General features: G+C 72.8%; 25 protein-coding genes. 12 read left to right on the plus strand and 13 right to left on the minus strand.

The window, feature by feature from the left end; genetic code table 11:
* The first annotated feature begins 54 nt into the window (after positions 1-54).
* From AC1MBW_RS07725 to AC1MBW_RS07735, 3 genes are read left to right on the plus strand one after another with little or no spacing between them, the layout of a single operon-like run.
* Positions 55-1,404 (plus strand): pyridoxal-phosphate-dependent aminotransferase family protein, encoded by a 1,350-nt coding sequence (locus tag AC1MBW_RS07725; protein ID WP_480026036.1) that lies wholly within the window; start codon positions 55-57, stop codon positions 1,402-1,404.
* A complete protein-coding gene (locus AC1MBW_RS07730; RefSeq protein WP_480026037.1) occupies positions 1,401-2,693 on the plus strand; it encodes an allantoate amidohydrolase in 1,293 nt (430 codons plus the stop codon). The genes AC1MBW_RS07725 and AC1MBW_RS07730 overlap by 4 nt, the downstream gene beginning before the upstream one ends.
* Positions 2,690-3,685 carry a MurR/RpiR family transcriptional regulator gene (locus AC1MBW_RS07735; protein WP_480026038.1) on the plus strand — a complete coding sequence of 332 codons (996 nt, stop codon included), beginning with the start codon at positions 2,690-2,692 and terminating at the stop codon, positions 3,683-3,685. The genes AC1MBW_RS07730 and AC1MBW_RS07735 overlap by 4 nt, the downstream gene beginning before the upstream one ends.
* A gap of 67 nt (positions 3,686-3,752) precedes the next feature.
* On the opposite strand, the gene AC1MBW_RS07740 is transcribed toward AC1MBW_RS07735, so the two are convergent.
* The 4 genes from AC1MBW_RS07740 to AC1MBW_RS07755 all read right to left on the minus strand — a co-directional run bounded on the left by AC1MBW_RS07740 (position 3,753) and on the right by AC1MBW_RS07755 (position 8,610).
* Positions 3,753-4,484 carry an MBL fold metallo-hydrolase gene (locus AC1MBW_RS07740; RefSeq protein WP_480026039.1) on the minus strand — a complete coding sequence of 244 codons (732 nt, stop codon included), beginning with the start codon at positions 4,482-4,484 and terminating at the stop codon, positions 3,753-3,755.
* A 34-nt stretch (positions 4,485-4,518) separates the two neighbouring features.
* Entirely contained in the window at positions 4,519-5,967 is a 1,449-nt protein-coding gene (gene allB / locus AC1MBW_RS07745; protein WP_480026040.1) for an allantoinase AllB, read from the minus strand.
* A complete protein-coding gene (locus AC1MBW_RS07750) occupies positions 5,960-6,769 on the minus strand; it encodes a YoaK family protein (protein ID WP_480026041.1) in 810 nt (269 codons plus the stop codon). The genes allB and AC1MBW_RS07750 overlap by 8 nt, the downstream gene beginning before the upstream one ends.
* A gap of 434 nt (positions 6,770-7,203) precedes the next feature.
* Positions 7,204-8,610 carry a carboxylesterase family protein gene (locus tag AC1MBW_RS07755; RefSeq protein WP_480026042.1) on the minus strand — a complete coding sequence of 469 codons (1,407 nt, stop codon included), beginning with the start codon at positions 8,608-8,610 and terminating at the stop codon, positions 7,204-7,206.
* Between the two features lie 40 nt (positions 8,611-8,650).
* Here AC1MBW_RS07755 and AC1MBW_RS07760 point away from each other — a divergent pair, with 40 nt between their 5' ends.
* The 3 genes from AC1MBW_RS07760 to AC1MBW_RS07770 all read left to right on the plus strand — a co-directional run bounded on the left by AC1MBW_RS07760 (position 8,651) and on the right by AC1MBW_RS07770 (position 11,532).
* Positions 8,651-8,872 (plus strand): DUF1653 domain-containing protein, encoded by a 222-nt coding sequence (locus AC1MBW_RS07760; RefSeq protein ID WP_480026043.1) that lies wholly within the window; start codon positions 8,651-8,653, stop codon positions 8,870-8,872.
* A 126-nt stretch (positions 8,873-8,998) separates the two neighbouring features.
* Positions 8,999-10,252, plus strand: a complete 1,254-nt coding sequence (locus AC1MBW_RS07765) for an AI-2E family transporter (RefSeq protein ID WP_480026044.1) — start codon at positions 8,999-9,001, stop codon at positions 10,250-10,252.
* A gap of 377 nt (positions 10,253-10,629) precedes the next feature.
* Positions 10,630-11,532 (plus strand): aggregation-promoting factor C-terminal-like domain-containing protein, encoded by a 903-nt coding sequence (locus tag AC1MBW_RS07770; protein WP_480026045.1) that lies wholly within the window; start codon positions 10,630-10,632, stop codon positions 11,530-11,532.
* A 109-nt stretch (positions 11,533-11,641) separates the two neighbouring features.
* On the opposite strand, the gene AC1MBW_RS07775 is transcribed toward AC1MBW_RS07770, so the two are convergent.
* The 5 genes from AC1MBW_RS07775 to AC1MBW_RS07795 form a co-directional block, all read right to left on the minus strand.
* Positions 11,642-11,911 carry a hypothetical protein gene (locus tag AC1MBW_RS07775; RefSeq protein ID WP_480026046.1) on the minus strand — a complete coding sequence of 90 codons (270 nt, stop codon included), beginning with the start codon at positions 11,909-11,911 and terminating at the stop codon, positions 11,642-11,644.
* The gene (locus tag AC1MBW_RS07780; RefSeq protein ID WP_480026047.1) at positions 11,850-12,563 is read right to left on the minus strand and encodes an ABC transporter ATP-binding protein; all 714 of its coding nucleotides are present in this window, start codon (positions 12,561-12,563) and stop codon (positions 11,850-11,852) included. The genes AC1MBW_RS07775 and AC1MBW_RS07780 overlap by 62 nt, the downstream gene beginning before the upstream one ends.
* Before the next feature lie 112 nt (positions 12,564-12,675).
* Complete coding sequence (locus AC1MBW_RS07785) at positions 12,676-14,772, minus strand: hypothetical protein (protein WP_480026048.1); 2,097 nt, start codon at positions 14,770-14,772, stop codon at positions 12,676-12,678.
* Between the two features lie 83 nt (positions 14,773-14,855).
* Positions 14,856-15,242, minus strand: coding sequence for a lactococcin 972 family bacteriocin (locus tag AC1MBW_RS07790; protein WP_054147606.1), 387 nt, complete (start codon positions 15,240-15,242; stop codon positions 14,856-14,858).
* Positions 15,243-15,447: 205 nt separating this feature from the next.
* Entirely contained in the window at positions 15,448-15,744 is a 297-nt protein-coding gene (locus tag AC1MBW_RS07795) for a hypothetical protein (RefSeq protein WP_043596776.1), read from the minus strand.
* Positions 15,745-15,857: 113 nt separating this feature from the next.
* Here AC1MBW_RS07795 and AC1MBW_RS07800 point away from each other — a divergent pair, with 113 nt between their 5' ends.
* On the plus strand, positions 15,858-16,724 hold the full coding sequence (locus tag AC1MBW_RS07800; RefSeq protein WP_480026049.1) for a transglutaminase-like domain-containing protein: 867 nt from the start codon (positions 15,858-15,860) through the stop codon (positions 16,722-16,724).
* Between the two features lie 67 nt (positions 16,725-16,791).
* On the opposite strand, the gene AC1MBW_RS07805 is transcribed toward AC1MBW_RS07800, so the two are convergent.
* The gene (locus AC1MBW_RS07805) at positions 16,792-18,240 is read right to left on the minus strand and encodes a glucose-6-phosphate dehydrogenase (RefSeq protein ID WP_480026050.1); all 1,449 of its coding nucleotides are present in this window, start codon (positions 18,238-18,240) and stop codon (positions 16,792-16,794) included.
* A 62-nt stretch (positions 18,241-18,302) separates the two neighbouring features.
* Here AC1MBW_RS07805 and AC1MBW_RS07810 point away from each other — a divergent pair, with 62 nt between their 5' ends.
* Both AC1MBW_RS07810 and AC1MBW_RS07815 read left to right on the plus strand, forming a co-directional pair.
* On the plus strand, positions 18,303-18,515 hold the full coding sequence (locus AC1MBW_RS07810; protein ID WP_480026051.1) for a hypothetical protein: 213 nt from the start codon (positions 18,303-18,305) through the stop codon (positions 18,513-18,515).
* A 137-nt stretch (positions 18,516-18,652) separates the two neighbouring features.
* Positions 18,653-18,997, plus strand: a complete 345-nt coding sequence (locus tag AC1MBW_RS07815) for a hypothetical protein (RefSeq protein WP_480026052.1) — start codon at positions 18,653-18,655, stop codon at positions 18,995-18,997.
* 212 nt (positions 18,998-19,209) lie between these two features.
* Here the strand turns inward: AC1MBW_RS07815 and AC1MBW_RS07820 are convergent, their stop codons facing one another.
* Positions 19,210-19,884, minus strand: a complete 675-nt coding sequence (locus AC1MBW_RS07820) for an SDR family oxidoreductase (RefSeq protein ID WP_480026053.1) — start codon at positions 19,882-19,884, stop codon at positions 19,210-19,212.
* Between the two features lie 82 nt (positions 19,885-19,966).
* Complete coding sequence (locus AC1MBW_RS07825; RefSeq protein WP_054147600.1) at positions 19,967-20,296, minus strand: DUF3140 domain-containing protein; 330 nt, start codon at positions 20,294-20,296, stop codon at positions 19,967-19,969.
* 133 nt (positions 20,297-20,429) lie between these two features.
* Between AC1MBW_RS07825 and AC1MBW_RS07830 the strand changes: the two genes are divergently transcribed.
* Positions 20,430-21,470 carry a glycosyl hydrolase family 18 protein gene (locus AC1MBW_RS07830; RefSeq protein ID WP_480026054.1) on the plus strand — a complete coding sequence of 347 codons (1,041 nt, stop codon included), beginning with the start codon at positions 20,430-20,432 and terminating at the stop codon, positions 21,468-21,470.
* A gap of 123 nt (positions 21,471-21,593) precedes the next feature.
* Here AC1MBW_RS07830 and AC1MBW_RS07835 read toward each other — a convergent pair whose 3' ends face one another.
* A complete protein-coding gene (locus AC1MBW_RS07835) occupies positions 21,594-22,037 on the minus strand; it encodes a hypothetical protein (protein WP_480026055.1) in 444 nt (147 codons plus the stop codon).
* A gap of 178 nt (positions 22,038-22,215) precedes the next feature.
* Between AC1MBW_RS07835 and AC1MBW_RS07840 the strand changes: the two genes are divergently transcribed.
* Positions 22,216-22,854 carry a DUF2510 domain-containing protein gene (locus tag AC1MBW_RS07840; RefSeq protein ID WP_480026056.1) on the plus strand — a complete coding sequence of 213 codons (639 nt, stop codon included), beginning with the start codon at positions 22,216-22,218 and terminating at the stop codon, positions 22,852-22,854.
* A gap of 85 nt (positions 22,855-22,939) precedes the next feature.
* Positions 22,940-23,830: a hypothetical protein gene (locus tag AC1MBW_RS07845; protein WP_480026057.1), complete on the plus strand. Its 891-nt coding sequence runs from the start codon at positions 22,940-22,942 to the stop codon at positions 23,828-23,830.
* Positions 23,831-23,856 lie beyond the last annotated feature (26 nt).

Below are 23,856 nucleotides of genomic sequence, written 5' to 3' on the forward strand. Positions count from 1 at the left end.
ACGAGAGCCGACGCGTTCACCTGCATGAAACACGGGTTGCGTAGGGTGGGCCGGGTGAAACGAGTCTTCCAGCCGATCGACCCGCCCGCCCGCCTGCTCATGGGCCCCGGCCCGATCAACGCCGACCCCCGGGTGCTCCGGGCGATGTCGGCGCAGCTCGTCGGGCAGTACGACCCCGCCATGACCGCCTACATGGACGAGACCCAGGCGCTCTACCGTGAGGTGTTCCAGACCTCGAACGAACAGACCCTGCTCGTCGACGGCACCTCGCGCGCCGGCATCGAGGCCTCGCTCGTCTCGCTGATCGAGCCGGGCGACAAGGTGCTCGTGCCCGTCTTCGGCCGCTTCGGGCACCTGCTGCGCGAGATCGCCGAGCGCTGCGGGGCCGAGGTCCACGTCATCGAGGTGCCCTGGGGGCAGGTGTTCACCCTCGAGACCATCGTCGAGGCGATCGAACGCGTCCGGCCGAAACTGCTCGCGGTCGTGCACGGCGACACCTCGACGACCGTCGCCCAGCCGCTCGAGGGGCTCGGCGAGGTCTGCGCCCGCCACGGCGTGCTGTTCTACACCGACGTCACGGCGTCGATCGTCGGCAACACCTTCCGCACCGACGAGCTCGGCCTCGACGCCGTCAGCGCCGGCCTGCAGAAGTGCCTCGGCGGCCCCTCGGGGTCCTCTCCCGTCACCTACAGCGAGCGGGCCGTCGAGGTCATCCGGGCCCGCACGTCGATCGAGGCCGGCATCCGCACCGAAGGTGACACGACGAGCGCCCACCGGATCGCCTCGAACTACTTCGACCTCGCGATGATCTTCGACTACTGGGGCCCTCAGCGCCTCAACCACCACACCGAGGCGACCACGATGCTCTGGGGTGCCCGCGAGTGCGCCCGCCTCGTCGTCGACGAGGGCGTGGACGCCGTGGTCGCGCGACACGAGCTGCACGGCCGCGCCATGCTCGCCGGGGTGCAGGGGCTCGGCCTCGAGACCTTCGGCGACCTCGCGCACAAGATGAACAACGTGGTCGCCGTGATGATCCCCGACGGGGTCGACGGCGACCGGGTGCGTGGCGCCCTGCTCGCCGATTTCGGCATCGAGATCGGCACCTCGTTCGGTCCGTTGCACGGCAAGGTCTGGCGCATCGGCACCATGGGCTACAACGCGCGTCGCGACACCGTGCTCACGACCCTCGCGGCGCTCGAGGCCGTGCTCCGCCGCGAGGGCGCGCCGATCACGAGCGGCGGCGGTGTCGGTGCCGCCTACGACGTCTACCTCGACGTGGACCGCTCGGCGTCGGCCGCGACGTCCGAGGCGACCCGCGCCTCCTCGGTCGTCCCCGACCAGCAGTCGCCCGACCTCGACGCCGCGACCGCCGGAGGCGCGGCCCCGGAAGGAGGCGCGGCGTGAGCCCCGAGGCCACCACCGCCCCCGAGGGCGGTCCCCTCGCCGAGGCCCGTCTCGTCCTCGAACGCTGCGACGCCCTGGCCGCGGTCTCGAGCAGCCCGTCCGGCATCGAGCGCGTGTACCTCTCGCCCGAGCACGCCCGGGTCAACGCGATGGCCGGCGGATGGATGCGGCAAGCCGGCATGACGACGTGGCAGGACGCGGCCGGCAACCAGCGCGGCCGCTACGAGGGCACCGAGCCCGGCCTGCCCGCCCTGCTGCTCGGCTCGCACCTCGACACGGTGCCCGACGCCGGTCGGTACGACGGCATCCTCGGCGTGCTGCTCGGCATCGCCCTGGTCGAGCGACTGTCGGCCCGGGGCGCCCGCCTGCCGTTCGCGATCGAGGTGCTCGCCTTCGGCGACGAAGAGGGCACCCGCTTCGGCACGGCCCTGCTCGGTTCCCGTGCGGTCGCCGGCACGTGGCTGCCCGAATGGTGGTCCCTCGCAGACGCGTCCGGAACGACGCTGCGCGAAGCGTTCCTGGCCTTCGGGCTCGACCCCGACCGGGTCGCCGACGCCGCCTACGAACCGACCGACGTGATCGGCTACCTCGAGACGCACATCGAGCAGGGCCCCTACCTCGAGGAAGCCGATCGGTCCCTCGCCGTCGTCTCGTCGATCGCCGGCGCCCGGCGCTTCGAGTTGACCCTGACCGGGGTCGCCGGTCACGCGGGCGGCGTGCCGTTCCACCGTCGGCACGACGCACTCGCCGGGGCCAGCGAGATCGTCCTGGCGGTCGAGCGCCTGGCCCGCGAGGCCGACTGCATCGCCACGGTCGGCCGGCTGCAGGCCTTCCCCGGCGGGGTCAACGTCATCCCGGGGCTGGTCGAGTTCAGCCTCGACCTCCGCGGCGAGCACGACGACCGTCGTGACGAGGTCTGGGCCGCCATCCAGGCCGTCGCTGCCGAGGTCGGCCAGCGTCGCGGCCTGACCTTCTCGGTGGACGAGACCCATCGCGCGCCGGCCGTCGTGGCCTCGTCGCGCCTCCGGGGGTTCATCCGTGAGGGCATCGCCACCACCGGCGACGCCGACCCGATGGTGCTGTTCTCGAAGGCCGGGCACGACGCGATGGCCGTCGCCGAACTGACCGAGTGGGCCATGCTGTTCGTCCGCTGCGGCAACGGCGGCATCAGCCACCACCCCGACGAGATCGTCACGCTCGCCGACGTGGCCGTCGCGCTCGACGCCTTCGAGGCCGCCGTGCACGCGGTCGCCGCGGCGCACCCGGTCGCGGCGCGGGCGTCCGCATGAGCGGCCCCCACGGCGACGACACGCTCGGCGACGACACGCTCCGCGACGACACGCTCCGCGACGACAGGCTCGGCGACGCTGGCGCTGGCGCTGGCGCTGGCGCAGGCTCAGGCGCCGGCGCAGACGCGGCCGAGGGCGCAGGAGGCGCGGGCCCGGTCGAGGGGGCGGGCATCCGTGATCGCATCGACTCGGGTTACGGCCGCCTCTCGCCCCAGGAACAGCGAGCCGCCGACTTCATCCTCGACCACCTGGACGACCTCGCCGTCTACACCGCCACCGAGATCGCCGAGCAGAGCGGTGTCTCGAAGGCGACGGTGTCGCGGCTGTTCCGGCGGCTCGGCTTCACCGACGCACAAGAGGTGCGTGACCAGGCGAGGGCGTCGCGGAGCCGCGGCGTCCCGGTCGGCCCGACCCGCGCCTCCGGTGGGCTCGCCGAGCACGCCGAGGCCGAACGTCGCAACCTCGACGCGATGCTCTCGGGGCTCGCCGACGGTCGACTCGAGCGTGCCGCGGCGTTGGTCGCCGGGGCCGAGCGGGTCGTCGTGGCCGGGTTCCGCAACAGCTACCCGGTGGCTCTCCACCTCAGGCAGCAGCTGGTCCAGGCACGGGACGACGTCCGCGTGGCGCCGCAGCCGGGCCAGTCCATCGGCGAAGAGCTGGTCGGGCTCGGAGCGCGGGACGTCGTCGTGCTCGTCGGGTTCCGGCGTCGACCGGCCGGGTTCGCCGGCGTCCTGTCGTCCCTGGCTGCGCGCGGCGTGCCGGTGGTGCTCGTGGCCGATCCGTCGTTGCGTGGCGTCGACGTGACCGTGAGGCTCGACTGCCCGGTCGAGACCCCGGCCCCCTTCGACAGCTACGCGGGTGCCATGAGCCTGGCCGCCCTGCTGGCCGGGGCCGTGCTGACCGAGACGGTGCGGGCCGGACGCCCCGAGGGTGGTCGCAGCCGCGTCGCCGAGATCACCGAGCTGTACGCCGAGCTGTCCGAGCTCGAATAGGCCTGCAGCCGACTCTCGAGATGCAGGACTGACGGGCGGCTGACGAACGCCGAGGGGCTGGTCGTGCTCAGCGGCGCAGAACCGGCCCGTGACCCGGCAGCACGACCCGCGCCCCGCCGTCGACCAGTCGGCCGTAGGTGCGGCCCGCCTCGGCGAGGTCGGAGTGGAAGATCGGGTGCAGCATCTGCACGCCGTCGAGCCGTGAGGTCGGGTGGCCGGTCACGAGGGCGTCGCCCGTGATCAGGACGTCGTCGTCGGGCAGCGCGAAGACGGTGTGCCCGGGGGTGTGACCGACCGCGGCCGTCGGCACGACGCGATGACCGCTGAACGTGCGTGACGCCCCGAGGTCGAGCGGCGCGACGTCGGCCACGGCAACGTCGCCCAGGCCTCCGGCACGCACCGCGTGCAGCACCCAGCGGGCGAACCGCGGCTTGTACAGGTGCGGCAGGACGTCACCGACGGTGACCTGGTGCAGCTGCTCGCGGGTCACGTTCGGCACCTCGGCGGGTGCCGCGAAGACCTCGAACCCGTGCCGCCGACGCAGGGCCGAGAGGGTGCCGATGTGGTCGCTGTGCCCGTGCGTCACGAGCACCGACGTGAGTCGCGCGTCGCCGTCGCCCGTCGCCGGCGCCACGGCCCGCAGCGACGACTCGACCAGGTCGAGGTCGGCCGGGTAGCCGGCGTCGACCAGCGTCAGGGTGCCGTCGCCCGCGAGGATCGTCCAGTTCGACGCGGGACCCTCGACGAAGTGCACGCCCGGTGCGACCTCGACGGGAGCCACCGCCCTCGTCGGGCTCACGCCGCGACCTCGAGAGAGGCACCACGGCCGCCCCTCACGAGGCGACCCCGGTGTCGGGACGGACGAGCAGCCGCGCAGGAGGCGCGCTCGGCCCCGCCAACCGGCCGCCCACCCACGTCGCCGCGACCTCGCCGAACAGGCGTGCGTCGTCGTACGCGGTCACGGGGTTGCGGTGCGACAGGTCGTCGACGTCGATCGTCACAGGCGTCTCGGGGGCGAACGCGACGAGGTCGGCGTCGGCTCCGACGGCGATCCGCCCCTTCGTGGGCAGGCCGACCAGTGCCGCCGTGCCCCGCGACATCCAGCCGACGACCGTCTCGAGAGGGATGCCGCGCTGCCTTGCCCCGGTCCACACGGCGCGGAAGCTCAACTCGAGACCGGAGATGCCGCCCCACGCCACGTCGAAGTCGCCGTGCGCGGCGTCGGGACCACCGGCGAACTTGAGCTCGCGGGTCGAGGGGGAGTGGTCGCTCGCGACGACGTCGATCGTGCCGTCGACGAGCGCCTGCCAGAGCAGCTCTCGGTTCGCTTCGCCACGGATCGGCGGGCAGCACTTGAACTGCGTCGCGCCTTCACCGATGTGCTCGGCGTCGAAGGTGAGGTAGTGCGGACAGGTCTCGACCGTGAGCCGCAGACCCTCGGCCTTGGCGGCGCGGATGGTGTCGAGCGCCGTCGCGGACGAGAGATGCAGCACGTGGGCACGACCACCCGTGGCGCGGAGGGCGTCGACCACGTGCTCGATCGCCGTGCGCTCGACCACGTCGGGACGCGAGCGGACGAACGCGTCGTACGCCGCGCCTCCGGCGGGCGCCTCGACGGACGAGGCACCGGCCTCGGCACCGCCGACCGCGTCATGGGCGCCCTCGGTCAGAGAGGCCGCGGCGGCGTCGAGCCCGTCGGGGTCTTCGGCGTGCACGATCAGCAGACCGTCGAAGTCGGCGAGCTCGGCCATCGCCCGGTGCAGCTGCTCGGTCGACAGGTGGGGGAACTCGTCGACGCCCGACGGCGACAGGAAGCACTTGAAGCCGAAGACGCCGGCCTCGTGCAGCGCCCTCAGGTCGCCCGTGCCGAGGTTCGCGGGGATCGCTCCGCCCCAGAACCCGACGTCGACGACCGACTGGGGTCCGGCGGCGGCACGCTTCTGGTCGAGGGCGTCGACCGTGGTCGTCGGCGGGATGCTGTTGAGCGGCATGTCGACGATCGTCGTCACGCCCCCGGCGGCGGCCGCACGGGTGGCGGTGGCGAAGCCCTCCCACTCGGTGCGGCCGGGCTCGTTGACGTGGACGTGGCTGTCGACGACGCCGGGCAGCAGCACCTGGTCGTCGGGCAACGTGACGTCGACGGTGGCGTCGACCTCGTCGGTGAGGCCACCGATCGCGACGACGCGGCCGTCCCGGACGACGATGCTCGCCTCGCGCCACACGCCGTCGACCAACGCACGACGGGCCCGGACGACGAGGTCGTGGCGCACGGCGTCAGCCACGAGCGTCGCCGTTCGCTCCGGCGGTCGCCGAGCGCGCCTCCTGGACTCCGGACGCCGCGGCGGCAGCCGGGGCCGCCGTCGTCGTCGCTGCGGCTGCCGCGGCCGCCTCGCGCGCTTCGACCTCTTTCCGCCGCTCGCGCAGCAGGTGTCCGGTCAGGGCGACGAGCAGCGTCAGCCCGCCCGCGACGCCCATGCCCACGCCGATGTGCACCTGCAGCAGCAGGGCCCCGACGCCTGCCCCGGCGAGGATGAGCACCACGGCGAGCACCCGCCGGGGGAAGTTCTTGCCCGTGCCGCCGGCGAGCTTCGACTCGGACGCGAGCCCGACGATGGTCGACGTGACCACCACGGTCGTGACGTCGGCCACGGCGATCTTGCGGGCGGCGGCGGCCTGCAGGCCCATGGCGGCGCCGAGCAGGCCGGTGATCGTGAAGGCCCACGGCGTGTTCTCTTCGGGCACGACGAAGAACGTCGAGATGCCGAGCCCGAGCAGCACGCCGCCGGTGACCCCGAACGAGATCGTGCTGCGTCCCGACCAGCCGGCACGGCCGCCGCGCAGCACCCGCCCGCCGATCGCGGCCCCGATCAGGAACGCCGCGAGGGCCACGATCGGACCGACGATCGGCAGACCGTCGGCCTGCGCGATGGCCATGCCGAGGATGACCACGTTGCCGGTCATGTTCGCGGTGAACACCCGGTCGAGGCCGAGGTAGCCGACGGCGTCGATGATGCCGGTGGTGAACGTCAACGTCAGCATCATCACGAGGTGCATGCGCGCCTGGTTGCGGCGGAACTTCTTCACGGGGGTCCTCAGGTGCTCGGCGCCGCGGGGCACGGCGGGGCGGGCGACTACGGCGACGTCGGCGCATCGGTTCTGCCGTCGATCGTAGGGTCGCGGCGGTGCCGGGCGCGAACCCCGGGCCGTGCCTGTGGACGAGAGGAGGCGCGGTGCGGCGGGGGAGGAACCGTCCGGCCCCACCGTGGCCGGGAGAGTCTGCCGGACCGGACAGGTCCGGACCGGCCCGGACCGGACCGGGCTGGTCAGGACCGACCCGGACCCGGACCCGGCTTCGCGTCGCGGCGGGCCGAACCCGACTTCTTCCAGGTGTCGCGGCGGGCCGAACCCGACAACGCCGGGCGGACACGCCGTCGGCGGAGGGATGTGAGCGGCGTGTCGCCGGCCCGTTGTCGCGATTTGCACAGAGGGCGGGGCGGGGTGGGGCGAGGTGGGCCGGGTCAGCGGCGGCGCACGACGAGCGTGTCGGCGAGGCCGGCCGTGGCGTCGGCGGCGACCGTGCCGGTGCGGGCGAAGTCGGCCCAGACCTGGCGCACCTTGCGGCCGCGGCGGTCGACGTCGTCCCAGTCGGTGGTGCCGATCAGGCGGGTGTGCGCCCAGGCCTCGCGTCCGCCGAGCAGCAGCGGCAGCTCGGTGATGTGGGCCGCGCCGAACGCCGTGCCCTCGGGCTCCCAGGTGAACCGGAACGTCGAGACGCGCCCGCCCGCGGCACGGTGCCGGTCGGCGAAGGCCCGGCCGGCCCGGTGGTAGACCGCCTTCGTCGTGGCGTCGACCATCACGCGCCGGATCACCCGCCCGACCACGGGCAGACCGAACAACCGCTGCAGCACGGGGGAGAACTCGGCGAACACCGCGGTCTCGTCGGCCGTGGCACCGATCAGCAGGTCGATCTCGGGGGCGACCTCGCGCCAGGCGTCGTCGGCGGCGGACTCGGCGGGCAGCGGTGCGCGGCCGTACTGGACGCCGAAGGCCATGCCACCGCGCAGGCCGAAGCGCTTCGCCGCCCGTTCGGCCACGGACTGCCCGGCGAGCAGCTCGTCGAGCGGAGCGTCCTTGCGGGGCGTGCCCACCGCCTCCGTCATCGCCTCCACCATGCGGCTGCGTCCGCGCGCGATGCCGAGCGGGGCGCTCTGCACGATGGCCCGGGCGAAGAGCCCCCGGGCGCCCTCGCTGATCATCAGGTGCGCGATCGCGTCGCCGCCGGCCGACTGGCCGAACAGGGTGATGCGGGACGAGTCGCCACCGAACGCCTCGATCGTGTCGTGCACCCAGCGGACCGCCGCGAGCTGGTCGAGCAGCCCGAGATTGGCGGGCACCTCGTCGCCGACGCCGAAGAAACCGAGCATGCCCAGCCGGTAGGTCACGGTGACGACGATCACGCGCTGCTCGGCGACGAGGGCGCGCGGGTCGTACACGCGCAGGTCGCCCGCCCCCGACACGTACGAGCCGCCGTGGATCCACACCATCACCGGCACGCGCTCGTCGGCGAGCAGGTCGGCGGGCAGGGTGATCGAGAGGCGTTGGCAGTGCTCGTCGTCGACCATGCCGACGGCGGCACCCTCGATCAGGGCGTCGAGCCCGGGTGCCGCGACCTGTGGCGAGGCAGGAGCACGGTCGAAGGCGAGCAGCGGGGACGACCAGGGCGCGACCGGACGCGGCGGCTCGAAGCGGTCGGCCTCGGCGTAGGGAACCCCGAGCACCCGCACGACCGCACCGTCGACGCGGCCCACGACGCGGCCCGAGGGGGTGTCGAACTCGCGGCGGGCAGCCCGGTCGTCGGTGTCGACGACGGGTTCGCCCGGGGTGGTCGGCGTGCTGGCGGTCGAGGGGGGAGCGTCCTGGGTCACCCGACCATCGTGCCCCTCACCGCCCGTCTAGGCTCGCGGGATGACCGCCGACACCCCTCCCGCACCCGGCTTCTACCGCCACTTCAAGGGCGGCCGTTACGAGGTGCTCGGCACCGCACGCCACAGCGAGACCGACGAGCCGCTCGTCGTCTACCGCGCGCTCTACGGCGAGCAGGGGCTCTGGGTGCGGCCGCTCGCGGCGTGGTCGGAACAGGTGCGACGCGACGGCTACGACGGCCCGAGGTTCGCGCCCGAGGGCTGACCGGCCCGGTCGCGAACCGTGCGCCCGCCACGCGACGGTCGCCGAGAAGCTGCCCAGCCGAGGAGGCGCGGGCCGGGTCAGCGAAGTCACAGCCTCTTGATAGCCGCGCGGCCGGACACTCGGCTCATGAAGTTCTCACGTCGCTCCCAGCGCTCCCAGGGTGCAGCCACAGACGGGGGCGCCACGGACGACGCGACCCGCACCGCCGACCCGACCGCGGCCGCCACCGTCCCGGTCGACCCGACCCGCGCCTCCTCGCCCGCCGCAGCACAGCCCGGCGGCGCACCACCCGCCGCCGCACTGCCCCCGGGCATGCTCGTCGCGGGCGCCTGGGCCTGGCGCCTGCTCGCGGTCGCCGCCGTGCTGGCCGTGCTCTTCTGGCTCATCGCGACGCTCGAGGAGATCGTCGTGCCGCTGCTCATCGCGATCCTCGTGTCGGCGTTCCTCGTGCCGGTCGTGGGGTTCCTGCGTCGGCACCGGTGGCCGCGCTGGCTCGCCATCGTGGCGGCGCTGCTGGCCGGGGTGGTCGTCGTGGGCGGGCTCGTGCTGCTCGCCGTGACGCAGATCCGGGCCGGACTGCCGCAGATCGAGAAGCAGTCCGTGGCGCAGTACGACCAGCTGACGACCCTGCTGCAGGGGCCGCCGTTCCAGCTGACGAACGCCGACGTCGACGGCTACCTGAAGGACGCGCAGAACGCGCTGCAGACCGAGAGCAAGGCGATCCTCAGCGGCGTGCTGTCGATCGGCACCGCAGCCGGCCACCTGCTGGCCGGAGGCCTGCTGACCCTCTTCGCGACGATCTTCCTGATGATCGACGGCCGGGGGGTCTGGGCCTGGACCGTCCGCCTCTTCCCGAAGGCGGCCCGGCCGGCCGTCGACGGGGCCGGCCAGGCGGGCTGGCACACGCTGACCTCGTTCGTCCGCGTGCAGATCGTCGTCGCCGCGGTCAACGCCGTCGGCATCGGCCTCATCGCGTTCGTCCTCGGGCTGCCGCTCGCCGTGCCGATCGCGATCCTGGTCTTCCTGGCGTCGTTCATCCCGGTCGTCGGAGCCATCGTGACCGGCGCGCTCGCCGTGGTCGTCGCCCTGGTCTTCGCGGGGCCGGTACAGGCCGTCGTCATGCTGGCCGGAGTGCTCGTCGTGCACCTGCTCGAGGCCCACGTGCTGCAGCCGCTGGTCATGGGTTCGGCCGTGCGGGTGCACCCGCTCGCGGTCGTCTTCGCCGTGGCGGGCGGGTCGTACGTGGCGGGCATCCCGGGTGCGCTCTTCGCCGTGCCGACGGTGGCCGTGCTCAACGTGATGGTCAAGTACGTGGCGACGGGGTCCTGGCGTCGGTCCCGCGTCGCGGACGACGTCGTGGCGACACCCGAGGCGTCGTGATCGGGGGCCGCTGACCTGCCCGACCCGCGCCTCCTTCGCTCGGATGAGGGAGGCGCGGGTCGATGTCATCCGCTGGGCTGATGCGCCGGACTGCATGGTTCGACAGTGCATTGTGTGGTTCTACTCAGGAAGTCTCTGCATACTCGTCACTTCGCCCGGGCGCGTGCGCCCCTCTCGATCGAGTCCCCACTCGGCCGAGCAGCCGTGGCGGACGAGTCGAGGCCCCACGGCCTCGCGAGACCGACACCGACCTGTCACGGCCCCTCGCCCCGTCGCGTGGACACCGGCCACCCGTGAGCGCCCCGAGCGCCCGGCGTGGCTCCGCCGTGTGCGCCCCGCCCGACCGGAGGCGCGGGTCGGCCGAGCACGAGGACCACATGACCACCGAGAACACCCCTGCCCCCGGCGAGGACTCCGTCACCGCCGAGTCGACCCCGACCGCCGAGGCTCCTGCCACGCGCCGCTCGCTCTCCGCGGGCCGCCGTCGCAGCGCCCGGCGCCGCCTGTCGTTGATCGGAGGCGTCGCCGCGGTCGCCCTCGTGGCGGGGACCGGCTTCGCGGTCACCTCGATGTCGGCCGCCGGTGCGGACACCATCTCGGCCGAGCAGCACGCCGCCGACGTCAAGCAGCAGAAGGCCGAGATCGCCACATCACTGGCGCAGGCCAAGGCGCGCTCGACGATCCAGATCGCGAACCAGGTCGTGGCCTCGACCTCGAGCCGGACCGACGCCAGCGAGCTGCAGACGCAGGTCGCCTCGCTCGCCGACTACGAGAAGCTCGACGCCTCGACGCTGAACGACCGCGTCGAGAAGACCGCGCTGTCGGCTCAGACCGTGCAGGCCGCCGCCGCCGAGGCCGACCGCCAGGCCGCTGCTGCGCAGGCGGCCGCCGAGGCCCAGGCCGCTGCCGAGGCGAAGGCCGCCGCCGAGGCCGCCGCTGCCGCCGAGGCCGCCCGCGCTGCATCCGACAACTCGGTCGCCGGGGCCAAGGCCACGGCGCAGTCCCTCGCGTCGTCGCAGTACGGCTGGGGCAGCGACCAGTTCTCGTGCCTGGTCTCGCTGTGGACCAAGGAGTCGGGCTGGAACTACAAGTCCGTCAACTCCAGCAGTGGCGCGGCAGGCATCCCGCAGGCCCTGCCCGGCAGCAAGATGGCCTCGGCCGGCAGCGACTGGGCGACGAGCGCCAAGACGCAGATCACCTGGGGCCTCGGCTACATCAAGTCGGTGTACGGCACTCCGTGCGGCGCCTGGTCGCACTCGCAGTCCGTCAACTGGTACTGAGCCGGCCCTCCCGGGGCTCGGGTCGCACCGCCTTCTGAACGTCGCACCGCGCACACGCGCGGTGCGACGTTCAGTTCGTGGTGCGATGCCGGTGGACGGGGGCCGACCATCAGTTCTGCGGGGGGATCGTCTGCCGGTCGGTGGGCTTGTCGGTGGTGACCGGCGTGGGGCGCGGGCTGGGGTCGGTGCTGGGGCTGGTCGGGCTCGGCGACGGCGTCGCGGTGTCATCGGTGGGAGTCGCGGGTGCCGGAGTCGGGCTCTCGGGCGTCGACGACGGGCTCACGCTCGGGCTGACCGTCACCACGGGGTCGTCGTCGTCACCGCCGCAGGCCGTCAGCGCCCCGAGGGCGAGCGCCGCCGTCGCCACCGCGGCCCCCACGCGAGCGGTCGTCGTCAGCATCGTTCGCGTCGGTGTCGTCCCCATGTCGGGAGCCTACGCGGGGCCTGACGAAGGCCGTCGCCCCGTCGAGTTCGACCACCTGGTCGCTCGCGGCGAGCACCCCCGCGTCGTGCGTTGCCACGATGACGACGGCGCCGTCGTCGGCGAGTTCGCGGAGCAGTTCGAGGACCATCTCGGCGTTCGCGTCATCGAGCGCCGCGGTGGGTTCGTCAGCGAGGACGACCCGGGGCTCGTGCAGGATGAGGCGGGCCAGAGCGACTCTCTGTTGCTCACCCCCACTCAACCGGGACACCTTCGTCGTTTCGACCCCCTCCAGGTGAACTCGTCGGAGGGCTGCGGATCGTCGCCCGGCGCGCTCCCGCGACGCGACCCTCTGGGCCGTCAGGGCGACGTCGAGGTTCTTGGCGACGGTCCAGCTGTCGACGAGACCGTAGTCCTGGAAGAGGAACCCGAAGACGTCGCGATGCAGACGTCGCAGTATCCGACCTCGCGCGCGGCTGAGTTCGGCGCTCGCGTAGGCGATCGACCCCGATGTCGATGTGTCGAGCAGCCCCAGACACTGGAGCAACGTGGACTTCCCCACCCCGCTCGGGCCCGAGATCGACGTCATGGTCCCGGCGTCGAACGTCACGGTGACGTCCTTCCAGAGTTCTCGCCCCGAATGGGCCTTGGACAGATCCACGACGACCAGAGACGGGCGGGGACTCCCGGGTGACGCCGGGCGAGTGGGCGTGGACAGGGCATCAGGATGCACCATGCATGTCTCCTTCGGTTGGGCGATGAACGGTTCTCCTGTTGGTGGACGAGGCCGTCCCGCGGGGCCGACCCTCGCACCAGAGAGCCGTCGGCCAGGCCAGGAGGACGAAGGCTGCGGCGAGTGCCAGGCCGGCGGTGATCAGTCGTCCTAGGGGGATCTCCGGCATGGTCCCTGGCTGGGGGGTCACGAAGGAGGCGAACGGCGCAGCGCAACCGAGCACACCGATGAGGATCATCATCCGGCCGTGGCGACGGAACGGACCGAGGCCGTGGACGCGCCGGACGGAGAGAGAGCGGGCACGCGAGCGGACGGACGCCCAGACGAGGAGGAAGACCATCGCAGCAGCCAGGAGGGACGAGAGCCACAGCGTGACGAGGGACTGGTTCTTCCAGGCGCGCCACTGCGGCACGAGCGAACCGGTCTCGTCCCGGACCTCCGCATGGGCGAAGACGAGATCGCGGATGCCGTGCTCCTGGAGCGCTGCCTCGAGCTCGTCGTACGAACCGGTGTACAACTCGTCGCCCGTGCTCATGGCCGCCAGGTGGTAGTCCATGCTGAGGACTCGCTGGGTCGGGGGGACGACGACCACGACGGGATCGACGAGTACGTCCTCGCCCGTATCCGTGCGCGGATAGGCCGTCAGGAGAGGGAGCTCGAGAGGGGAGCGGTATGTCTGGACGGTGACGGCTGCGACGGGGACCTCGGCGAAGCAGTCGCCGTCGGGGCAGGTGAATCGCGTCTCGACCTCGCGTTGGAATGCTACGAACTCTCTCACACGTGACTCGAGAGCCCCGGCCTCGGGCTCCAGACCGAGGGGCACGAGGACCCGCACCCGGTCATCGGTGTCGTCGACGAACTCGTCGACCCCGCTCGTTCCCCGCGATGCCGCCTGCTGCAGGTACGTGCGGTTGACCACCACGCAGTCGACCGTCAACGAGAGACCCTGACATCCGGGGTCCAGGTAGTTCAGCAGGAGGTGGCCGGTCGCTTCCTCGCTGGCGATGAAGCGGGACCAGTCGGGTGCCTCACGCTCCACGACGGACTCCTCCGTCGCCCGCAAAGCGATGATCCGAGCCGATCGGTCGTGCCAGGAGTCGTGCTTCGCCGTGGCGGCGCGGAGACCGGCGTCGGCTTCCTCTAGTGCATCAGTCGCGGCCAGCATGGACGCCCCGATGCTCAGGAGTGTGGTGCCCGCGGCCACCCCGAGGATCGTCGTCGCTCGGCGCTCGCGAGGCCGCAGCCCAGGACGCGACCCGCCGTGGGCCGCGAGGGCCGCGAGGGCCGTGATGACGATCATGGCCCCGCCGCACAGAGCCGTGATCTGCGCCACGAGGAGACCGGTCGGGCCGATGCTCGGACTGGAGCCCCACAGGAGGGTGGCCGTCGCCAGCCAGCCGAGCCAGGTCGTCGCCCACAGGGCCCCGACGAACGTCGCCGTCTTCACGAGGTCGCCGCCCGACACCCCGTAGCGGGAATGGCCGTGGACGCGACGAGCCCGTCGTGAGCCGGCGGTCAGGGTCCAGGCCGCCGCCGACGTCACGAACAGGAAGGTGGCGACAGCGAACACGAGGAGGGGCGGGACCACCGTGACGGCTTGCGCGGCAGTTGCTGCTGCATCGTTCCACACGACCTCCGCCGTGAATCCGTCGCGGCGGAGGTCGTCAGCGGAGCGTTCGATGTCGCCGTCGGAACCGAAGACGGTCCACTGGCCGTAGACCGTGTCGACGCCGGCCTCGAGGACGCGGGTCTGCGTCGACGCGAGACGGGTGCCGAAGTCGTGAACCTGCCTGCCCGGTGCCAGGGCGCCGGGCGCCCCGGGCTGGCCGGTGAAACCAGGAGAGAGGACGAGGATGCGTCGGACGCCGTCCGGGGTCGCGTCGAAGGTCACGAGAGCTGCGGCCAGGTCGTTGCCCTCGAAGTCCGCGACCACGGTCGCAGGTTCGTCCAGGCCTCCTGGGCCCGACGTGATGTGGATCTGGGCGGGAGCCGACAGGGGGAACAGCTCTTCGGACCTCTCGGCGACGAGGTGCGCGGCAACGGTCGAGACCATCGAGACGAGGACGATGGAGGTCCGGAGAATCACGTGCATCGAGGCTTCCTGACGGGGAGGTCGGGCGGAGGGGGGAGCGGTGGCGCGTCACGCCGGGGCGGGACGCGCCACGCAGCTCAACTCGTGATGCGGTAGTACGCGTAGTCCACTCGATTCGGGGTGGCGGTGCCGTAGGCGTACGACCACTGGCCCGGGCTCGTGTTCGCACTCTGCGTGATGCGGCCGGCGGCCGTCTTCACCGACGACCCGTGCCACCTGCTGCGGTGGAAATAGTTCGAGTACAGGCGGGGCTTCGTGCCGTAGGACCAGGACGACTCGACCACGAAGCCTCTGCTGTGGTCGCTCGTGGTCGTCCCTGCTGTACCGGGCTGGACCGCCACCGAGCCGGACTCGACGACTGTCGGTCCAGGCGCGGGCAGGGTCTCTGCGTTCGCCGCCGTCGTGCCGGTCGCCATCAGGGCCAATGCGAGAGTGCCGGTGGCGAGACGGGAGAGGATCTTCATGCGGTGCCTTTCTGGAGGGGTGAGCAGGTGCTCGACCCATCCAGAAAAGCATTAATATGTGATCTTCTCAATGAAAAACGTCGGCCTGTGGATAACCGGGTTCGTGACGTCCGTTCCGCGCGAGTGCGGTGCGGTGTGCTCCGAGGCGGCGCGGCCGCGATGCCGGTCGGAGACTGCGAACGGCCTCGACCTCGAGGTGAAGGCGTCAGACCGCGCCGACCAGCGTCCACGCCCCGCCGTCGCGACGCGTCACCCGGCCCTGCACGACGTCGGCGAGCTCGCCCACGGTCGCCTCGACGACGGCCCCGATGCGGTGCGCGGGCTCGTCGGCGGCGCACTCGTAGCGCACCACCAATCGTGGCTCGCCCCGCACCAGCGTGACGTCGCTCGCCTCGACCGTGGTCAGCCCCGCGGCGCTCGCGGCGGCCGCGGGCAGCACGGAGTCGGGCCGCACCCCGGGTCGCAGGGTGCCGACGGTGAGCGTGACGCGGTACGAGGGCATGCGCTCATCCAACCCGGCACCACCGACATCGAGCGGCGGTCCCAGCAGGGTCGCAGCCGCTTCACGGCACACCCCGAAACACGCCCGACTCACGGACGTGCCACCCTCTCGTCATGAAGCGCACCGCGTCCGCCCGACTCGAGTTCGACGTCGACGGCCCCGCCGAGTTCGTCCTGTCGATCGCCGCCTCCCGCGCCTACGCCGCGCCCGGCACGGGAGCGGCGCCCGGCACGGCCGGCACGCCCGGCACGGCCGGCACAGCCGACGCCGCCCGCATCACCGAGGAGGCGCTGGTCGTCACCCAGCACGGCGCCCCTCTCGAGGTCCGCGAGCTGCACGACCACCACGGCACCCTCCTCCACCTGTGCGCTGTCGGGGCCGGCCGGGTCACCGTGGACTACCGGGTCGTCGTCGACGGACGCCTCGACGAACCCGCGGTCGACGAGCTGGACCTCGTGCGCTACCGCCGCCCGAGCCGCTACTGCGAGTCCGACACGCTCAGCCCCACCGCCCGTGCCGAGTTCGGCGGGCTCGAGGGGCGCGAGCTGCTGGCCGCGGTCGCGACGTGGGTCGGTTCGCACCTCGCCTACGTGCCCGGGGCCAGTGCTCCGACCGACGGCGCCGTGCAGACCCTGCTCGACCGGCAGGGCGTCTGCCGTGACTACGCCCATCTCGTCATCGCCCTGTTGCGCGGGCTCGACGTGCCCGCGCGGCTGGTCAGCGTCTACGCCCCGGGCTTGTCGCCGATGGACTTCCACGCCGTGGCCGAGGCCTTCGTCGACGGCGCCTGGCACGTGGTCGACGCCACCGGGCTCGCGCCACGGCAGACGTTGCTGCGCATCGCGACCGGTCGGGACGCCTCGGACACGGCGTTCCTCTCGAGCCACGGCGGCCGCGTCACGGTCGCGGGGATGCAGGTCGGAGCCGTCGCCGACGTCCTGCCGCGCGACGACGTGAGCACCTTCGTCAGCCTCGGCTGACCGCCCGCCGGCACCGCGCCTCCTGCGCTCGCGCCGCCCCTGCCCTGCCGCCCGCCGGCGCCGCGGCTCAGTCCTCGCGGTGCGCCAGCTTCGCGCCCTCGCGGGCCCGGACGGCGGGCTCGTTCTGGTGCACGCCCGCGGGCCAGGACTCCGGCCCGGCCGACCCCGCCGGGTACTCGTCGATGGCGACCTCCCCGGACGTCCAGGCCTCGACGACGGGGGCGACGATGCGCCAGCCCTCTTCCGCCGAGTCGCCGCGCACCGAGAGCGTCGGATCGTCGTCGAGGATGCCCTCGAGCACCTCGCCGTAGGCCGTCAGGTCGGCCGCGCCGAAGTCGGCGTGCAAGGAGGCGCGGGACAGGTCGTACGAGTCGCCCGGCCCGTTGACGTTGAGTTCGAGCGACATCTCGTCGGGCGAGATCGCGATGCGGAGGCGGTCGGGGGTGCCGCCGCCGACGAACTCCTTCGGCACGTGGGTCGGCGGGCGGAAGGTGATCACGATCTCGCGGCGACGCGACGCCAGGGCCTTGCCCGACCGCAGCAGGATCGGCACGCCGGCCCAGCGCCAGTTCGCCACCTCGACGACGACCTCGGCCAGCGTCTCGGTCTCGAGCGACGGGTCGACGCCGTCCTCGTCGACGTAGGCGGGCAGGGTGCGGTCGTCGACCTTCCCCTTGCCGTACCGGGCGCGGCGGGTGTTCGCGACCGCGTCGTCGTCCCAGACGTGGGTGGCGCGCAGCACCAACTCCTTCTCGTCGCGCAGGTCGGCGGGGCCGAGCGTCGCGGGGGCGTTCATCGTCAGCACGGCCATGACCTGCAGCAGGTGGCTCTGGATCATGTCGACCATGGCGCCGGCGTGGTCGTAGTAGCGGGCGCGGTTCTCGAGGCCCAGCTCTTCGTCGTAGACGATCTCGATGCTCTCGACGTGCTGGTTGTTGAGCATGGGCTCGATCAGGCGGTTCGCGAAGCGCAGACCGAGCAGATTGAGCACGGTCGACCGGCCCAGGAAGTGGTCGACGCGGTGCACCTGGTCCTCGGGCACGAGCTTCAACACCTCCCGGTTCAACTTCTTCGCGCTGGCGAGGTCGGTACCGAACGGCTTCTCGAGGGCGAGGGACGTGCCCTCGGGCAGGTCGACCTCCCGGAGGGCCGTGCAGGCCTTCTCGGTGATGGCGGGCGGCAGGGCGAAATAGATGGACGGAGGCGAGTCGCACGCCTCGACGAGGCTGCGGAGGCCGTCGACCCCGGTCACGTCGGCCGTGATGTACGTGGTCGACTCGAGCAGGGCGTCGACGGCGGGGCCGCTCGCGTGGACGCTGTCGAACGACGTCTTCACCCGCGCCTTCCACTCGGCGTCGGTGTACTCCTCGACCCCGGCGCCGATCAGCTGCACGCGGCGCGGCGGCTCGAGCGACAACAGGCCGCCCAGGCCGGGGATCAGGAGGCGCGCGGCGAGGTCCCCGCTCGCCCCCAGCATCAACAGGGTCGCCGGTTCGGGGGCCTTCTTCGTGCTCATGCCGTGCACGGTAGTGGGTCGGTCGCGGCCGTGCCCGGAGCAGGGCGGCGTAGCGTGCGGGCATGAGCGACCAGACCTACACCGCCCGCTTCGTCGGCCACGACGAGACCACCACCGAAGAACTGACCCTCATCGACGGCCTGCCGCAGAAGAGCGTCACCCGCCCCGGCGCCTCCGACGGCGAGGACCTCATGTGGGAACTCGACGACGACGCCAGCGAGGGCGGCGAGTTCGTGTACCGCTCCCTCGGCGTCTCGGGCCACGACTACAGCTGACCTGCCCGGGCTGCCCTTCTCCCCGGTCCGCGAGATGTCACGACGTGCCGCTCACCTTCGGAGGTGAGTGGCACGTCGTGACATCTCGACCGGGCGAAGGAGGCGCGGGTCGCCTTCCTGCCCCTAGCCTCGTCAGCATGTGGTTGCTGCTGTGGCTCGTGGTGCTCGTGTTCGGGGTCGCCCTCTCGACCGACGCGATGGCTCGAGAGCTCGCCTCGGTCGGTGACCACCGGTTCCCGTGGTGGCGACAGTCCCCGCACACCCCGGCCGGCCTCCGGTGGGGTCGCGGACTCGGCACGGGCGTGACGCTGCTCGGAGTCTTCGGCATCCGTGAGACCACCGGCCTCGGCTTCTCGACCGTCGTCGTCTTCCTGGCCGTGGCCGCCGCCCAGTGCGGACAGATCGCGTGGCACAACCGCAGGGTCGCGCGGCTCGCCCTCATCGAGCCGGGCGCGGCCGAGGCCCCGAGCCGCGCCTCCTGACCCGACCCGCGCCTCCACCGGCGTGCAATTCGCGACCACGACGCGGCGACACGCCGTCATCTCGTGGCGGGGTGGCTCGTCAGGCCACCCGAGGTCGGGTTCGGCACGCAGATCGGGCCCGACAGCGGCTACCGAGGTCGGGTTCGGCACGGCGCCGCGGCGCCACGGTGGCGCGACGGCTGACGAGATCCCTTTAGGTCGCGCCTGGCAGGTCAGGCCCGGCGGGTGGGGCGCACCGAGACGACCTCGGCCGTGGCCCCGTGCGGCAGGTCGACCACGAGCCGCACGGCGTCGGCGACGGACTGCGGCTCGAGGTAGAGCGACGTGTCGTACGTGCCGCCCTCGGCCGTGACGAGCTCGTGCTGCATGTCGGTGTCGACGCGGCCCGGGTGCACCGAGCTGACCCGGACGCCGTGCGGGCGTTCCTCCTCGCGCAGGGCGTCGGTCAGCGCCCGCAGCGCGAATTTGCTCGCCGCGTAGGTGCTGCCGTTCGGCCCGGCCGTGAACCCCGAGCCGCTGTTGATCGAGACGACCGTGCCTTGCACCGCCCGCAGGGCCGGCAGCAGCTGACGCGTCACCTCGGCCACGGCGAACACGTTGACCTCGAACACGCGGCGCCAGTCGTCCCGCTCGGTGTCGGCGACGGCCCGGCCGCCGATCACGCCGGCCGCGTGCACCAGCACGTCGAGCCCGTCGAGCGGCGGCACCGTGAGCGCCGGGCCCGAGAGGTCGGCGGCCCACGCCGTCGCGGACGGGAGGTCGGCGGTGATCGCCCGCAGCGCCTCCTCGTCCCGGCCGTGGACGATCACGTGGTGGGTGCGGGCGAGGTCGCGGACGACGGCGAGGCCGATGCCCCGCGAGCCCCCGGTGACGAGTGCGGTCTTCATCGCCCCAGTCTGCCGGGCTGGGCCGGACGGTGGTCGGGGCCCGTCGGCGGCCCGGCGGCCCGGCGGTCCGGCGGCCCGGCGGTCAGGCCAGGGGGTCGTGCCCCCAGTTCATCAGGGACCAGCGCCACTTCGTGTCGGTGACGTCGCCCGAGGGGCGCTGCTTCGAGTGACGTGCGACGTAGCCGTGCACCTTCTCCATGTGCTGCCAGTCGGCGTCGGTCAGGTCGGCCTTCTTCTTCTCGAGGATGCGCACGATGTGCCGACCGCTCTCGTGCCCGACGGACTCGCCGCCGTCCTTCTGCCCCACCTCGCGCGACTCGTCCGTGTCGAGCCAGTCGCGAAGCGTCGAGGCCGTCATGTTCACGTCGTCGTGGAACTCGTCCCAGGTCTGCTGTCGGTCGTCGTCTGTCATGGGCCGAGCCAAGCACTCCCGCCACCCGCGAGTCCGGGAGGCGCGGGTCGGCGAGGCGCGCCCGTCGCGCCTCCGTCGCGTCCCGCCTCCCGCCGCGACCACGTCGTCCCGCCGGATCGGCGAAGATGGCACGGTGCGCACCCTGACCACCGGCACCGCCGCCCTGCTGCTCGCCGCCTCGCTCGCGGTCACGCTGATCTCGTGCTCGGCCGACGGGAACAACCCGACGGTCGCGCCGCAGGCGAAGATCCCCGCCGGGCTCGCGGTCGAGGGGTACGCCATCGCCTCGCCCGGCGCGACGACGGCCGCGGTCGAGGCGTTCGACCACAGCGAGGCCGCCATCGACACGGTGGGCGTCTCGGGCGTCGCGATCACGACCGGCGGGGCCGGTGTCGCCCCGAGCGACGAGTCCGCCAACTCCCTGCGCGAGGCCGCCCAGTCGGCGGGCAAGAAGGCCGAGCTGTTGGTCGTCAACGCCGGCCGGGACGGGTTCAGCGGCGAGCTCGCGACACAGCTGCTGTCGAGCCGGGCCAACCGGGAGTTCGTGGTGTCGGGCCTCACCGGAGAGGTCGTCAACGGCGGCTGGGACGGCGTCCAGATCGACTTCGAGTCGCTCTCGGCCGCGGACGCCCCGGGGCTGGTCGACTTCGCCGCCGAGCTGCGCGACGCCCTGCCCGACGACGCCGCGATCTCGATGGCCGTGCAGCCCAGCACCGACCCGTCGGGGTACGGGGACCTCGGGTACGACCTCGCCGCCCTGTCCGACTCGGTCGACCGGTTCGTGCTCATGGCCTACGACCAGCACGGCACCGGCTTCAGCGAGCCCGGGCCCGTCGGGGGACTGCCCTGGGTCGGCGAGGTGCTCGACGCCGCGCTCGAGCTCGTCCCGGCCGACCGCCTCGACCTCGGTGTGGCGGGGTACGGCTACCGCTGGACGGGCGAGGGCGCCGCAGGAGGCGCGGTGTCGGTCGCCGAGGCCCGCACCGGCGCGCAGTCCACCGGTTCGTGGGACGCCGAGCAGGCCGAGTACACGGCGTCGCCCGATGACGGCTCGACCCTCTGGTGGTCGGACGGACGCTCGATCACCGCCCGCGCCGACCTGGCCGAGTCGAAGGGGCTGCACGGCGTCGCGATCTGGCAGCTGACGACGGGCGACCCGATCCGCCGCGGCTGACGCCGGGGGAGTGCCCGTCCAGCGGCTGATCCGGTACCTACCGGATCGTCCGCAGTCGGAGGGGCGGGGGATCGGGTCCGCTGATCCGCTACGTACCGGATCAGCGTGAGAGAGGGATGCCCCCTACGGCGTGATGATGCCGATCGGGCCGGTCAGCTCGGGGATCTCGCGGTCGCTGAGCAGCCAGCGGTCGCCCCTGCCGGTGACCAGGAAGGCCAGCGGGCCGGGACGGCAGACGACGAGCGCGCCGCCCTCTTGGTGCAGCACACCGTCGAGCGCGCCGCCGAGGTCGCGGTCGTCCTCGGAGCCCGAGGCCGACAGGACGGCGCAGCGCCCCTCGGCGCCCATCGCCTGGAGCAGACGACGCATGCCCTCGGGGTCGCTGCGGTCGGGGCCCAGCGGGTGCGCGACCGCCATGTCGACCCACTCGACCGAGCCGGTCAGGTCGGCCAGGGTCTGCTCGGCGGGACCGGCCGGGTCGACGGCGAGGTCGTGCACGGACTGCTTGCGATCGGGCGCGGCGAAGGCCTCGAGTGCGGTGATGACGGAAAGGGGGAGCGACGCCACGGGTGTTCTCCTGTCGAGGGGTTCCGACCATCCTCCCACCCGGGATGCCCTCGCAGGTCCGTCCACAGGCGGAAACGCGAGTGGGCGTCGGGTCGAGCCGCCGCACTACGCTGCCGGAGAGCGGCCCGACGCGCGACGACGAACCGACCTGCCCACCCACGACGACGACGGAGACACCGTGAGCGACGCCCCCGGCCAGCAGCCCTGGCAGAACCCCCAGAACCCCCAGAACCCCCAGAACCCCCAGAACCCGCAGCACTCGGCCCCGTACCAGGGCCAGCACCCGCAGCAGCCCCAGCAGCAGCAGCAGCCCTACCCCGGCCCCGGCGGCTACTCCGACCCGCTCAAGGGCACCAACCCCGGCGTCAACACCTCGACCCCGTTCATCTGGGTGCTCGTCCTCCTGCCCCTCGTGCAGTTGATCGGCCTGGCCCTCTGGGACATCCCCGACTACCTCGAGCGCACCGCCACGTTCACCCCGGGCGTCTACCAGTCGCCGTTCACTCCGGGCTACCTGGCCTACATGGGCATCGGCATCCTCGCCTACGCGCTGACGGTCGTCCTCGCCTGGCTCGACCACCGAGCCCTCGTGGCCCGGGGTGTCGTCAAGCCGTTCCCGTGGCCGTGGGCGTTCTTGACGGTCGTCTACGTCATCGGCCGCTCGGTCGTCGTGAAGCGCCGGACCGGTGGCGGCCTCGCCCCGCTCTGGCTCTACATCGTGGTGTACGTCGTCACGCTCGCGGTCGTGTTCTCGGTCTTCCTCTCGGCTCTCGTCGAGTTCGCCCAGACCATGCCGTCGCTGCCGACCTCCCCGTAGTCGACGACGCGAGGCGCAGGAGGCGCGGGTCGACCGAGCGGGCCGGCCCGCGCCTCCTGCGTCCCCCTGCTGCGAGGATGGTCCGGTGACCTCCTCCACCGCACCCCGCCTCGGCCTGCTCCTCGACGTCGACGGCCCGATCGCCAGCCCCGTGACCCGCAGCATCGCGCTGCCCGAGATCACGCGCGACCTCGTGGCGCTCGCCGCCCTCGGCGTCCCGATCGTCTTCAACACCGGGCGCTCGGACGCCTTCATCCGCGACGAGGTCGTCCGCCCGCTGCTCGCGGCCGGACTGCCCGAGGGGTCGCGCGTGCACGGCGTCTGCGAGAAGGGTGCCGTCTGGTTCACGATCGGCCCCGAGCACGGCGCCGACGGCATCGGCCCGATCGAGGTCGACTCGTCGCTCTCCATGCCCGCCGACTTCGGTGCCGAGATGCAGGCGCTCGTCGCCGACGAGTTCGCCGACCTGGTCTTCTACGACACGACCAAGCACGCGATGGTCTCGATCGAGCAGCTCACGAGCGTCGAGTCGTCGACCTACCTGGCCCGACAGCGCGACCTCGACGAGAAGGCGATGCAGGCGCTGGTCCGCCGCGGGTTCGGCGTGCGCCGACTCGACGACGTGCGGCCCGACGCGTCCGGCGCCGTGCAGTGGCGCGTCGACCCGACGATCATCTCGACCGACATCGAGTCGGTGCGGCTCGGGAAGGACCTCGGGGCCGAGCGCGCGCTCGAGCTGCTGGCGGCCGACGGCGAGCCCCCGCTCGCCTGGCGCACCGTCGGCGACTCCCGCAGCGACTACGCCATGGCCGACTGGCTGCACGCGCAGGGTCACGCGGTCGCCCACGTCGACGTCCGGCCCGCCGACGGCGTCCCCTCGACCCCCTACCCCGTGCTGACGAGCGCCACGGGCGCGATCCACGACGAGGCCGGCGCCGAGTTCCTCGCCGGCTGGCTGGCCGACCTGACCGCCTGAGTCCGGGACACGCCCGACGTGCCCCC

The organism is Frigoribacterium sp. AP1 (assembly GCF_056680555.1).